This window comes from Rhizohabitans arisaemae (assembly GCF_025996515.1).
GTDB classification, from domain to species: Bacteria; Actinomycetota; Actinomycetes; order Streptosporangiales; family Streptosporangiaceae; genus Rhizohabitans; species Rhizohabitans arisaemae.
This window is the reverse complement of the sequence record NZ_BLRH01000009.1, coordinates 240,229-253,410: the sequence shown is the minus strand read 5'-3', so window position 1 is coordinate 253,410 and position 13,182 is coordinate 240,229. Positions and strand designations below refer to the sequence as shown.

At 63.1% G+C, this 13,182-nt stretch carries 9 protein-coding genes; 2 read left to right on the top strand and 7 right to left on the bottom strand.

The window, feature by feature from the left end; translation table 11 throughout:
- Positions 1-310: 310 nt before the first annotated feature.
- Positions 311-1,006, top strand: a complete 696-nt coding sequence (locus RUR_RS02120; RefSeq protein WP_283133121.1) for a class I SAM-dependent methyltransferase — start codon at positions 311-313, stop codon at positions 1,004-1,006.
- 31 nt (positions 1,007-1,037) lie between these two features.
- On the opposite strand, the gene RUR_RS02115 is transcribed toward RUR_RS02120, so the two are convergent.
- The 5 genes from RUR_RS02115 to RUR_RS02095 all read right to left on the bottom strand — a co-directional run bounded on the left by RUR_RS02115 (position 1,038) and on the right by RUR_RS02095 (position 10,017).
- Complete coding sequence (locus RUR_RS02115) at positions 1,038-1,541, bottom strand: DinB family protein (protein WP_283133120.1); 504 nt, start codon at positions 1,539-1,541, stop codon at positions 1,038-1,040.
- Positions 1,542-1,625: 84 nt separating this feature from the next.
- Positions 1,626-4,703, bottom strand: coding sequence for a DEAD/DEAH box helicase (locus RUR_RS02110; RefSeq protein WP_283133119.1), 3,078 nt, complete (start codon positions 4,701-4,703; stop codon positions 1,626-1,628).
- A gap of 838 nt (positions 4,704-5,541) precedes the next feature.
- The gene (locus RUR_RS02105) at positions 5,542-8,292 is read right to left on the bottom strand and encodes a condensation domain-containing protein (protein WP_283133118.1); all 2,751 of its coding nucleotides are present in this window, start codon (positions 8,290-8,292) and stop codon (positions 5,542-5,544) included.
- A gap of 314 nt (positions 8,293-8,606) precedes the next feature.
- Positions 8,607-8,801, bottom strand: a complete 195-nt coding sequence (locus RUR_RS02100; RefSeq protein ID WP_283133117.1) for a ferredoxin — start codon at positions 8,799-8,801, stop codon at positions 8,607-8,609.
- A gap of 7 nt (positions 8,802-8,808) precedes the next feature.
- Positions 8,809-10,017: a cytochrome P450 gene (locus tag RUR_RS02095; protein ID WP_283133116.1), complete on the bottom strand. Its 1,209-nt coding sequence runs from the start codon at positions 10,015-10,017 to the stop codon at positions 8,809-8,811.
- 579 nt (positions 10,018-10,596) lie between these two features.
- Here RUR_RS02095 and RUR_RS02090 point away from each other — a divergent pair.
- On the top strand, positions 10,597-11,301 hold the full coding sequence (locus RUR_RS02090; protein ID WP_283133115.1) for a TetR/AcrR family transcriptional regulator: 705 nt from the start codon (positions 10,597-10,599) through the stop codon (positions 11,299-11,301).
- Positions 11,302-11,335: 34 nt separating this feature from the next.
- Here RUR_RS02090 and RUR_RS02085 read toward each other — a convergent pair whose 3' ends face one another.
- Both RUR_RS02085 and RUR_RS02080 read right to left on the bottom strand, forming a co-directional pair.
- The gene (locus RUR_RS02085; protein ID WP_283133114.1) at positions 11,336-11,632 is read right to left on the bottom strand and encodes a VOC family protein; all 297 of its coding nucleotides are present in this window, start codon (positions 11,630-11,632) and stop codon (positions 11,336-11,338) included.
- A gap of 32 nt (positions 11,633-11,664) precedes the next feature.
- Positions 11,665-12,708, bottom strand: a complete 1,044-nt coding sequence (locus RUR_RS02080; RefSeq protein WP_283133113.1) for a MinD/ParA family ATP-binding protein — start codon at positions 12,706-12,708, stop codon at positions 11,665-11,667.
- Positions 12,709-13,182 lie beyond the last annotated feature (474 nt).

The following is a 13,182-nucleotide window of genomic DNA, read 5'->3' as shown; positions in this document are numbered from 1 at the left end:
GCCCCTTTCACCAAGGCTTTGTCGCGTAGGGCCTTCGCCGCCTCAGGCCGTATCTGATCAAGCTGTACGGCGCACGCGCCACGAGCGACCCGGGGCTACATGCCGCCCTGCCACATCAAACGATGTCCAGCGTGCGCGGCCTCAGGCCGTACCGGCCAAGGATGTACGGCGTACGCGGTCCGGTTCGTGGCGGACCTGGGCATAGGGCGTGTGGGCATGAATTGCCGACGAGTCCGGCTGAGCAATGGCGGTGAGCCGATCGTTGTTGTGCTGTTTCGCGACAGGTCGGATTTCTCGCCATGATAGGGAAATGCCTCCGGAGACCGCGTACCACGACGCCCTCGGCCACCACTTCGCCCGGCATGCCGACGTGAGCCCGTACAACGCCTACACCGACCGCCCCGCGATGCTGGAACTCGCCGGCGAAGTCTCCGGCCTGAGAATCCTCGACGTAGGCTGCGGCGCCGGGCACTACGCGGCCGAACTGCTCACCCGCGGCGCCGACGTGGTCGCGGTGGACGGAAGCAGCACGCTGCTCGATCACGCGCGGACACGGGTGGGGGAGCAGGCCACGCTGCTCCTGCACGACCTGGAGAAACCACTCGACTTCGCCGCCGACGCGTCGTTCGACGGGGTCGTGTGCGCGCTGGTGCTCCATCACGTCACCCGGCGCGCGCAACTCCTGACCGAACTGCGCCGAGTGCTCCGGCCCGGCGGATGGCTCCTGATGTCCACGACCCATCCCGCGGCGGACTGGCAGCACTTCGGCGGCTCCTACTTCGCCGAGGACTGGGTCGACCTCTCCCTCGGCGGCGGTCCACACTCGATCCGCTTCCAGCGCATGCCGTTGGAGACCTTCCTGGGCGAGGCGATGTCCGCCGGATTTACCCTGGAACGACTCGTCGAGCCCCGTCCGGTACCCGCCCTCCGCGAGATCGACGAACCCGCCTACGACAGGCTGCACCAGAAGCCCTCCTTCCTCACCGTCAGGCTGAGGCGCCTCTGATCTCCATTGCGGGTTCACCCGGATCCGTGGGCTACTCGCCGACGGATCCGTCGATCCGCTCCCGGAGCAGGTCGGCATGACCGTTGTGCCGCGCGTACTCCTCAATCATGTGGACGAGAATCCAGCGCAAACTGACGTCTCGGCCGTGGCGCACACCGGTCACGTCCAGCGACGGAGCCTCCTCCACCGCACGCCTGGCGAAATCACATTCGGCGTGCCAGGAGGCAAACGCCTCCTCAGGATCGGCCGGGTCGACGTTCTCCCACTCCCCATCTGGCTGCTCCTCCGTCCACCAGATGCCGGGAGCGTCTTCCCCCGCGAGCACGCGGCGGAACCAGATCCTCTCCACATCGGCCATATGCCGGACCAGGCCGAGCAGCGACATGTTCGACGGGGCGACCGACCGCAGCACCAGCTGCTCCCGGTCAAGCCCCGCACACTTCAACGCAAGCGTCGCCCGATGCCACTCAAGCCACGAAACCAGCATCTCCCGCTCCCCGGCGATCACCGGTGGATCAATCCGCATACCCGCCATCCTCCCCTGCCAACAGCCTTACGTCACCGGATTGTCCGGCAATCTGGTCATCGGCAGGGGAGTGGGGGATTAGAGGTACTGCGATCAGGTGGCCATTGCCGCACGCCGAAATAGATCCACTGGCATCTCTTCGTCGAGCTTCCAAGTCACCGCCATAGGCCTTTCGCCAACATGCTCGACATAGCGTACGGTGCCATGGAAGACAAATGGCTCAGTTGTTCCATTTTCTTGCTTACTTACGCGGGTAAAAAGGAGGACATGGCTGCCTTCCTTAACGTGATTCTGATATCTAAGTCCGGTTGTCGTGTTCGCACCAGTTCGGTGCTGTGACTCCCAGTGGAAGAGGTCAGATGTAAGCGCGTAGTCACGGTACATCGTCCGAGGTGAGAAGTCCCGTTCATCCTTCCGCAGCGTCACCAGTAGCGCATCACATCGAGTCGCCGGAGCCCACGCGACCCCTTCACGCATGGTGGACGGCAAGCTGCCGCCGATACTAGCCCATCCGATGGCAGCAAGGATTTCGTCTGCGGAGTACCGAGCGTTAACTGCTAGGGGGAGATGAGCTAATTCGCCCACTAGTGGCTTAGTGACATGCCTAGGTCGGTTTGCGCCAAGCTCAATGACCTGCTGAATCTCATGGGCAATTGCAGTCTCAGACCGTAGACTCGTGAGCGCTTCGTCATAGTTCTTGAATCCGCCCCCGTCACGCCATAGAGAGAAGAACAACATTCGCATGAACGCTTGGTCGATAGGTGAACAGTCCTCATAGCGTCGATCATTGGGCTTGAGCAGAGCCGCATAAGCTTCTGCACGATGAAGGTCATCCACGTGAAGAAATACTCTGATGCGTCGGCCGAGGGATTCCTCCAGGGCAGATGATGGCCCCTCAAGGAGACCGGTTCTTCGTAGCAGGTTGGTCCAGTATTTACTTCGATAGATTTCGTAGATATCACGACCACTAGCTTCAAGATAATTGGCTAACCCAATCTTGTCGTATGCCTTAATCTCTCGGGAGAGGACTGTGACAGTGGTTCTGAGGTGCTCTTGAAGGCCAGATATCAACCGGTCCTTCGTAACGCGGTCGAGGATAATCTGACAGCCAGGAGGGAGTACGGGAAATCCACTCTCTGCCTGAGCCTTTAACCTATTACGTTGGAAACCGGTGAGTGCATAGAATCGATTCTCGAATCGATACTCCCTGCGATGCTGGCCCACGAAATCCAGTACGGTAAGTACGTCCTTGGTTGAAGTGCGGCGCAAGCCCCGTCCAAGTTGCTGAAGAAATACTGTGGCGCTCTCTGTTGGGCGGAGAAGTAGAAGTGTGTTTACATCAGGGATGTCGAGGCCCTCGTTGAAGAGGTCCACAGCGAACAGGAACCTAGTTGTTCCGGAGCGTAGCGCATTAAGGGCGGTCTTACGCTCGATCTCTGAGGTTCCACCATCGACAGCTAGAGATGGTATGCCTGATTCAGTGAAGAATTTTGCCATATGATGAGCGTGTCGAATCGAAACACAGAAGCCAAGGCCACGCAGGCTATTGAGGTCACCGCTCTTGTCAAGTAGAGCGTTGAATACTAGCTGCGCGCGTGCTCGGTTGTCTGCCAGGGCATTGTCGAGCTCTCGTGTGTCATACGAGGCACGAGACCAGGAAATGCTGCTGAGATCCGTTTCATCATCAATGCCGAAGTAGTGGAATGGGCAGAGAAGGTCAGCATCGAGCGCATCCCAGAGACGCAGTTCAGACGCAATACGTCCATTAAAGAACTCATCCTGGACCCAGGTGCCATCTGATCGCTCAGGTGTGGCGGTGAGTCCGAGCAACTCCTTGGGTCGTAAATGTTCAATGATACGACGGTAGGTGGGGGCATGAGCGTGATGAAACTCGTCAATGACTACCACATCGAACCTATGTGGATCGAGCTGGTCGACTATTCGGCTGACTGATTGGACTGAGGCGAACACATGTTGCCAGTGGGAGGCCTTATCTTCTCCAACATGTAACTCGCCAAAGTCCGGTGCAGCAAGTACATGTCGGTAAGTCTGCATCGCCTGCTGCAAGATTTCCTGACGATGCGCAACGAAGAGCAGTGACGGCTGATTGCGCAGTTCCTTTTGGAGGTTTCGATAATCGAATGCAGCGGTGACCGTCTTCCCAGTCCCAGTTGCCGAGACGAGCAGGTTTTGGTGCCTGTCGTACATGACTCGCTCGACTTCAAGGTCGTTGAGCATCTCTACTTGGTGAGGATAAGGAATCGGGACTCTGTGAGAAACGCTTGTTAGCTGTTGACCGTTCCTACTCGAGGCAAGTGCTTCGTCGAGGCGCTCCGCATCTTTTGTAGGGTCGTAGCGCTCAAACTCTGCTCTGCTCCAGTACGAGTCGAAGGTTCCCTCAAACTTACTGATGAGCCGAGGTGTTACCTCTCGCGAGAGTCGAACGTTCCACTCCAGACCATCTACTAATGCTGCACGCGAGAGGTTTGAGCTTCCGATATATGCCGTGTCGAAGCCTGTATCGCGTCGCAGAAGCCAAGCTTTGGCATGCAGGCGAGTGGAGCGTTCCTCGTAGCTGATTTTTACCTGGGCGCCGAACTCATTGACGAGGCGATCCAAAGCCCGCCGCTCAGTTGCGCCCATGTAGGTAGTGGTGATGATGCGAACTGGCACACCTCGGCGCCGAAGCTGTTCGAAGGGATCTTTCAGCAGGCGCAGACCGGACCACTTAATGAATGCACAGATGATATCGACTCGGTCGGCACTAGTCAATTCTAGAGCTAGCTCATGAGAGAGGTTTGGATCATCTTTTGCATTCGTCAGGAGGGCAGTTTCGGAAAGTGTAGTGAGTGGATGATCAGGGGGTGCTGATCCTGGCTCGTCTCTAATGAGAGAGGTGAGCTTCAGCGGATTCTCGCTGATGAGGTCCGCGTTTTCAAGAGTGGCGAGTAGATCATTTGCTAACTGGATCTGAGTTTGTGGTTCTCGAATGCCAGAGAGGAGTTCGGTCACTATCTTTCCGACATAGCGCCCGATTAGAAGAGGAAGCTGTTCTTCGTTGATTTCGGAAATGCCGGCGATTAGTCCAGACTCTCTCCATTGGTCGATCTGTTTTGCTAATTTCTGGGTGAGTATTGAGTCATACAAGCCAAGAATGGGTTGATGATCCATGGACCTCTCCCTCATAGGGGATCTTGGGTTGTAGTTTGATCTATTGTGATTACGCTCAGATTGGCGAGGCGGCCACTTGTGCGTTTGTGGACCGGTGGAGGGGCTATTAGCGGCTCAGGGTGATTATCCCGTGGATCCAATCGTTGTGCTAGGTGAGTCGTTGTGCTTTTCTATTGTGGAGAGATTTGGGAGGCGTCGGCCCTGGCGGTGGCCTCCTCTATGCAGCCTTTGGGGCTGGTCTCAAGATTTAGAGGCCGAATTCTAAGCATGTATAAAGCGCATGAAATGGGATTGAAGGGTAGTATAGTTGGAGTCGAGGAGCCAAGTGTGCTATTCGGGCAAATGTCGGATACGGGACCAGAACAGATGATTGTTCGGTCGGCGTGGTAGTTGGGTGTGCGTGTGTAAGCGCAGGTCAGTCGCTAGTGCCTGGTAGCACGGAGGCCCCCAGCGTCGGTTGCGCTGACCCTGCTATGAGCTGCGTGGCTGACGAGACCTAGGCCTGAACTGTCTGGGATACGTTGGGGAACCGGTTTCGTCCCCGCTGGGGACTGGTGCTTCCGTGGTGAATGTTTCTAAGGAGCTACAGGTCGTCCGGTAGGAGGTACGAATGGCGAAGTGACTCACGATCGACCGTGCTTGGCTCCGGAGAAGTTTCGGTGGTGCTTTGGTAAGGCTGTTGCAGGGATGGGTGTTGATCAGCGCCCTTGGTCCCGCGACCAAGGCAACGAGGGTAGATGGGCGGCATCGTGATGAGGGCCCCAGTGATGGCCACGCGTGCATTTACGTGGAGCCAGGGTAGGCCGACCTGGTCCGTACTGGATTCAGGTGAAACGGCTCAGACGTGGTTGAGGTGGCGGGCGATGGTTTCGGCGTGGGGTGGGGTGAGGCAGGTGAAGTGGTTGCCGGGGATGTCGATCACCGTGAGGTGGCCGAGGCAGAGGCTTCGCCAGAAGGCGGCTGCGTCGTCTTGGAGGGTGGGGATCGGGCTGGTGGTGCCGTGCTGGCGGAGCAGGGTGATGTCGCCGGGGTAGGGTGCCGGCTCGTAGCGGGTGACCGCTTTGAAGCTCTGCCGGAAGACCCGGTAGTCAAGTTCGATCTGTTCGGGTGCCCTGCCGACGGCTTGGGCGATGGAGGCCAGCCGTTCCTGCTGTGACCAGCCGGCCAGGTCGCTGAAGCGTCGGCCTACGTCGGTGTTGAGGAGGGCGAGGCTGCCTCCGCCGATGATGCCGGGGCTGGCGGCGAGGACGGCTCTGAGGGTGAGCGCGAGGTCGCGTTCGTCGGGATAGCCGAGCGCTGTCGGGTTTGCTCCGGCGGTTTGCGCGAAGCCGTACTCGATCAGTAGTTCGTCGTCGACCTGGTAGGGGAGTCGGGCGCTGCTGATGACGGTGAGGCTTTCGACGGTTGCCCCGGTCTCGATGAGGCGGCGGGCGAGTTCGGTGGCGATGAGCCCGCCCATGCCGTATCCGATGAGGTGGAAGCGGTCACCGGGTTCGTCGTGGAGGAGCCGTGCGTAGGAGTCGGCGACGGATTCCGCGGCGAGGGTCGGGTCCAGTTCGAGGTAGGGGAGGGCGTCGTCGATTTCGAATCCGAGTATGGGTCCGGTCAGCGCGGGGACGAGTGCCCGGTACGGCGTCAGCGTGCCGCTGGCGTCGTGGATGAGGACGCGTGGGACGCCTTCTCCGTCGGCCAGGCGGGTGAGGGATCGGACGGGGGTTCGGGTTGAGCTTCGCGCGCTGGGTTGCCGGAGGTGGGAGGCGAGGGCGGCGACCGTCGGCCGGCGGACGAGCCGGCGGACGAGGCTCTCCTGGTCCAGGTCGTGGGTCTGGTGGAACTCGGCGTGGACGAGGCCGGCCAGCCGCCAGATGAGGAGGGAGTCACCGCCGAGAGCGAAGAAGTCTTGGTTTCGGCTGACGTGTGGTCGGTCGAGTAGCTCCGCCCAGAGTCGGGTGAGTCGCCGTTCGAGCTCGTCCTGGGGCTCCTCTTCGACGGGTTCGGGGGAGGGTTCGGCGGTGGGGGTGTCCTCATGGGGTGGATCGTCGGAGGGCCGGCCTGCGGGGGTGTTCATGGGGGAGTGCTCGGACCACGGGGTTTCCTGGGTGAGTTCGCTGAGGAATGTGGTGAACACGTGGAACATGTCGTCGACAAGCCCGGCTGGGAACACGCCTTCCCGAACGTCCCAGTCGATCCGCAGGGCTCCCTGGTGGTCCCGTACCTGACAGTCGATCCACACTTGGGGTGGCTGGCCGAGCCCGTGGGTCGGCTCACACCGGTCGTCTTCGAGGCCGATCGCATCGGTGAAAACCACCGGCATGAGCCCGGCGTCCCGGCCCCGGCGCCGCGTCAGCTCGCGGATCACTTCGATGCCGGTGTATTCGTGGCGTTCCAGGTCGTCGCGGAGCCGGTCCGCGAGTGCCTGAGCCCGCGTTTCGAAGGTGGCCTCCGGGGTGGTGTCCACGACGAGCAGGTTGAACGTGGTGAAGTTCCCCACCACCAGTTCGATTCCCGGATGAACCGGATGAAGGAGCGGACGGTTGGGCAGCGTCAGCGCGAGCGTGAACCCGGGGCGGCGACTCCAACGGCCGATTGTCTCGGCGTATGCGGCGAGCACCGTCTGCGACGGCGTGACTCCTCGGCGAGCGGCGGTACGGCACAAGGCGGCCCATTCCTCTCGCGGGAGCACGCCCGTAATGCGATGGAATCGGACTTCGGATCCCTGGTCCGTTCCCAGGGTGGGAAGCTCCGGCCGGAGCGGGAACCGGTCGACACGCGCCAGCCAGTGGTCTCGATCCCGGTCGTACTTCGGGGTCTCCCGCTGTGCGCGCAGCGCGAGCACGTAGTCCCGGAAGGTCACCGGGGGAGGCGGTGGTTCGGTGGCGGGATCCTCGTACAGCCGTTGCAGTTCGGCGAGGAGGAGCCGGACGCTCGTCAGGTCGGCGATGAGCAGGTCAACCGATATGTGAAGGAAAGCACCGTCGTCGGTACGGGTGATCCGTAGCTCGAAGAGGGGCCACGCCCCCGCCGGGTAGACGGTGCGGGTCATCTCCTCCCGGATTGCGCCGACGATCGCCGCCTGGATCTCGGCGGGGCCGGTCCCGCGCAGGTCCACGACGGGGATCTCGTAGTCGGGTGCCTCCGGGAGGACCCGCTGGCGTCCGTCCGGATAAATCACGGCGCGCAGCATGTCGTGGCGCCGGATCAGGGTCCGCCAGGCCGCCTGGACGCGCGCGGGCTGGAGGTCGGCGTGACGAACCTCCAGGTAGGTGTGGCACGCGGCGCCGCCGTACCCGAACATGTCGTGCCGTCCGAGCAGGTAGGCGAGCTGGCCGTCGGTCAGCGGAAACGGCTCGAACCGCGCGTCCGGGGTGGGCCGGATCGACAGCGTGGACCCCGCGCGGAGATGAGCCAGGATCAACCGTTTGGCCTCGGCGAGGGCGGCGCGGCGCTCCGGGGTGAGGGCGTCTCGGCGGGCGTGGAATCGGAGTTCCCCCGCGTCCTCCCAGAGGCTGATTCCGGCGGCTTCCATCTCGGCGATCAGTTCGGCGACCTGCTCCCGATCGAATCCGATCGGCTCGGTCCCCGCGGTCATCGGCCGCTTCGTTCGGCCGGTACGGGCTTCGCCGGGTCCGGCCCGGTACCGGCCTCACCCTGTGGATGGTCGTCCCGTCTCGTGCGCATGTGGCAATCCCCCGACTTCCCTTGTTCGCTCGCGCCGACCGGGCGCGTGATCAAACCTGAAGGAGTGGCTCCCTTCGTCGAGGCTCTCCAGTGGAGGAAGCCTGTGCGAAATGGTGAGATTCGTCCACCATGAGAGGGAATCTAGTGGCCGGATACGCTTCAGGACCACAAGATCCTTTTCAGGGATGTGAAACCTGATTCAGGATTCGGGTGGCGCATAGATGTTTACTCGTGGAGTGACAGCGCACGGCTTGGGCAAACACGCACGGCTTCGCGGGCCCATTCGGCGGCGGCACCATTCGGGGTGCGGTCGCGGACGACGACCACGCCGTCCGTGTCGTCCTGGTCGAACAGGCTGGGGGCGGTCAGGACGCACTGACCGGCGCCGACGCACCTTCCGGTATCCACGACGATCTTCATCGCGTCCTCACCAGGTCACCGGAAGCCGGTGCAGTCCGAAAACCGCGGCGTCGTTTTTGGTGGGCAGGTCCTCGATCCTTACCGCTAGCCGCAGTGTGGGGATCCGCCGGAACAGGGTGTCGAAGACGATCTGAAGCTCCATCCTGGCGAGATGCTGGCCGAGGCACTGGTGCGGCCCGAAGCCGAAGGCGACGTGATGGCGTGCCCCGCGTTCGACGTCCAGTGAATCCGGATCCTCGAACACCTCGGGATCCCGGTTGGCGGCGTAGCCGAGCGCCAGCACGCCCTCGCCCGCCCGGATGGTGACCCCGCCGATCTCGGCGTCCTCGACGCACAGCCGCGCTTGGGCCGTGTCGACGATGGTGAAGAACCGCAGCAGTTCCTCGACGGCGCCGGGGGTCTTGCTCGGATCCGCGAGGATCACCGCCAGCTGATCGGGGTGTTTCAGGAGCCCGGCGGTGCCGAGTGAGATCATGTTCGCGGTGGTCTCGTGTCCGGCGACCAGCAGCAGGAAGCCCAGTTCGGCCAGCGCCGGACGCCGGTGGACACCGTTCTCGCGGCGTTTGGCGATCTGCCGGCTGAGCAGGTCGTCTCCCGGGTCGACCTCCTTCTTCGCGATCAGTTCGTTCATGTACCGGCCGAGGGCGTCGAACGCGGCTCTGCGTTCCTCCGGGGGCCCTCCCCGGAGGAGGATCTTCGCCGAGTTTCGCTGGAAGAAATCGTGATCGGCGTAGGGGATCCCGAGCAGCTCACAGATCACCAGGGACGGTACGGGCAGAGCCAGCGCGGGCACGAGGTCGACGGGTTTCGGTCCGGCGAGAATCGCGTCGACGCACTCGTCGACGATCGCCTGGATTCGCGGGCGCAGCCCCTCCAGTCGCCGGACCGTGAACTCGCCGACCACCAGACGCCGGGCGGTCGTGTGCTCCGGCCCGTCCATCGAGATCATCGACTTCTCGGCGTCCGGGCCACGGCCGAAGGCTCCCTCCAGCAGGTGGGGGAATGCGGGATGCTCTCGGTCGGCGCTGAACCGGTGGTCGTTGAGCACCTGGCGGACGTCCGTGTGCCTGGTGACGACCCAGGCCCGGTTGCCGTTCGGCAATACGACCTTTGTGATCGGCTCTTCTTCGCGGATCTTCCGGTATTCGGGCGGCGGTGTGAACGGACAGGTTCTTTCCAGCGGAAAGTTGTATTCGGAATGCGATACTTCTGCCATCTCAAGTCTCCTGAACTGGTTAGGGGTACCGAGTGGTGTTGAGTGTGATTCTTGGAGCGTTCACGACGGCTTCATGCCATGGTTATCAGGCGAGCTCGATGACGTGAGAACGCGGGTGTTGATGTATCGGGCAAGATCGTCGAGTAATCCAACACTTAATCGCCTTTCGCAGCCGGTCGGTTGTCGCGCCGATCTCGACGGTCTCTGCGACGAAGGCGATGCCGACGGCCTTGGGGAAACGAAGCCCGGTCGGCAGCCGAAGCTGCCCGGTCTGCTCAGGCAGATCACCCCGTTTGTGCTGCTCGCGTGGCCGCGAATCCAGGATCTCGCCGACTTGGGGTCGGGTACCGGACCCCGCCCTCCTAGCGGACCTATACGGTGGCCCCCACCGTTCGTAGAGGGTGGGCGCATTTCCTTAAATTCGTACTGCTGCCTTGCTTAACGTCCTGATAATTCACAGGCAATCCGATCGTCGACGGTTTCCCTCAGACGGGATACCATTGCAGTCGCTTCTCCGGACAGCTTCCACGTTAGTATGGAAAATCGCGGACCTCATCCATTCGACCGGAAGTGAGAAAGATGAACGTCGGAACCTTTCATTTGCGCCCGGAGTCCGATGCCGCCCGCGGCGACGTGGCGGGGTTGCGTGCCGACGCGCTGCACAACCGCAACCGAATCGTCGAAGCGGCCCGGGAACTGTTCGCGGAACGGGGACTCGACGTGCCGACGGCCTTGATCGCCCGGCGCGCGGGTGTCGCCGTCGCGACGCTCTACCGTCGCTTCCCCACCAAGGACTCACTGGTGGCCGAGGTCTTCGCCGACCGGCTGGCGGCATGCGTGCAGGCGGTGGACGACGGGCTGGCCGATCCCGACCCGTGGCGGGGATTCTGCGGCGTCATCGAGAAGGTGTGCGCCGTGCAGGCCGTGGATCGAGGTTTCCGGGCGGTCGTTCAATCGTTTCCCCACATGATCGATTCGGGGATACGGGACCGTGCCCTAGCGGGTTTGGCGGAACTGATACGGCGGGCCAAAGCCTGCGGCAGGTTGCGCACCGACTTCACCGAGGCCGATTTCACGCTGCTGCTCATGGCCAACGGGGGTATGGCGGCCGAGTTCGCCGACGCGGCACCGTCGGCGTCCCGTCGGCTGGTCGCGTATCTGCTCGACGCCTTCCGCGCCGACCGGGTCGAGCTGGCCGTGCCTCTGCCGCCGCCCGCCCCGCTCAACCTGCACGACCTCTATCCCCGGCCGATGCGGGCCGTCGGCGCCGCACCCGTGCGGTAGGCGCAGCCCGTACCGGACGCTGAGAAGCGGTGTGTCAGGTGATGTGGATCTCGACGGCACGCCCGTCGGGGTCGCGCAGGACCTGGCGGCCCGGCTCGAGGGCCGATCCGTCGGGTGGAGCGTCCAGCGAGAATCCGAGTCGCAGGGCGCCCGTGGATCGTCCGTCCGCAGCCGGATACAGCTCGAACACCGTTCCGTCGGGGAGTACGGCCGCATGGTGCTCGGGTCCGGAACCATGCCGTTCCCGGACGAACTCCAACCCCAGCCCGCGGTAGAAGAGCGTGCACTCCTCCAGTCGAGCCGTGTAGATCACCGTCAACGTCTGACGCACACGATCAGTCTGCCGGGAAAGGGGCGACGACCTCAAACTTTGCGGAGACGGGGGCGGCTGAAGCCGTCGCCCACGATGGCCGCCAGGGTGAGGTAGGCGTTCCGGGTTTCCTCGCCGAGCTGGTCGAGTTCGATTTCCGCGTCTTCCTCCAGATGCGGATCGAAGGGGATGCTCACCACCGCTTGGCAGCGTTCGTCGAAGTAGTTCCGGAGTGCGGCGAGATCAACCGTCGACTTGCTCTTGGGGTGGACCCCGGAGAGCACCACCGTCGCCGCGTGCGCGAGCCGGGCGTGACCGTGGGCCTCAAGCCAGTCCAGCGTCGCCCCCGCGGAGCGCGCCGCGGCCACCGACGGCGTGGTGACCAGCACGATCTGGTCCGCGGCGCCGAGGATCGCCGACATCGCCGAGTGCAGCAGCCCGGTGCCGCAGTCGGTGATGCAGATCGAGTAGAAGTGCTCAAGCAACGTGGAGACCGTGAGGTAGTCCTCCGCGCTGAAGGTCTCCGACAGCGACGGATCCCGCGACGAGGCGAGGATCTCCAGTCGGCTCGACGCCGACTGCGAGGTGTAGGCGCGGACGTCTGCGTACCGGGGGCTGTCCATCCCGACCAGCTCCGCGAGCAGGTCCCGGACGGTAGCCGGGGTCTCCAGCCGCAGCTTGTCGGAGAGCGTGCCGTGGTCGGGGTTGGCGTCGACCGCGATGACCCGGTCGCCGCGGATCCCGGCGAGGGTCGAGCCGAGCCCGACGGTGGTGGTGGTCTTGCCGACGCCGCCTTTGAGGCTGAGTACGGCGACACGGTGATGGCCGCCCGCCACGGGGGTACGGGCCCGGCCGGTCAACTCCCTGCGCCACAGCTCCGCGCTGGACTCCCCGGGGTGGACCCGCCCGCCGCTGAGCCGGTGGACCAACCGGCGCCAGCCTCCGGCCGGGGGGTGCCGGCGGCTCCGCAGCAGCAGCTCCGGGGTGAGCGTTCCGGTCCGCGTGACGACCCGCATGTGACCGAGGTAGGGCATGGCGACGCTGTGGTCGATCTCCTCGGAGCCGATGTCGTCGACGAGCTCGCCTACGTGGGTCACGGTGGCCTCCGCTTGGCCGGAATCGGATAGAGGTGAGCACGCTGGGTGCAGCTCACAGGCTTTTATATCCGTGACCCTCCGGCGGCGCGGGTCATAAAGGCGTCGGCAAGTCCAAAGGTCCGGACAAGAGGCTGACGCGCCGGCCCTCGAAGTGCTTAGGGCGCTCCGGTTCAGCACGTCCTGGATGGCTATGGGGGACATGGCCGGATCCCCGGGCGGGGCTCACAGAGGTGGTTGGGCTTCCGGGGTCGGTGAATTAGAGTGTGGATGTCACGGTTATTACTGGACTCGCGCTCCAGTGTGGGGGTTATCCCGGCGTGAGCCGGGCAGTCGGGGTTTCGGAGGGCTTCCCCGGTTTACCCGGCGATTCAGCGGACCCCGCGATATGTCCACCATGAGATTTCAGTCGGCTCTCCGGGTCAAGGGATGTCGACAAGGATCTTGACAATAAGTAAAGTGGCGTCAACACTGCCT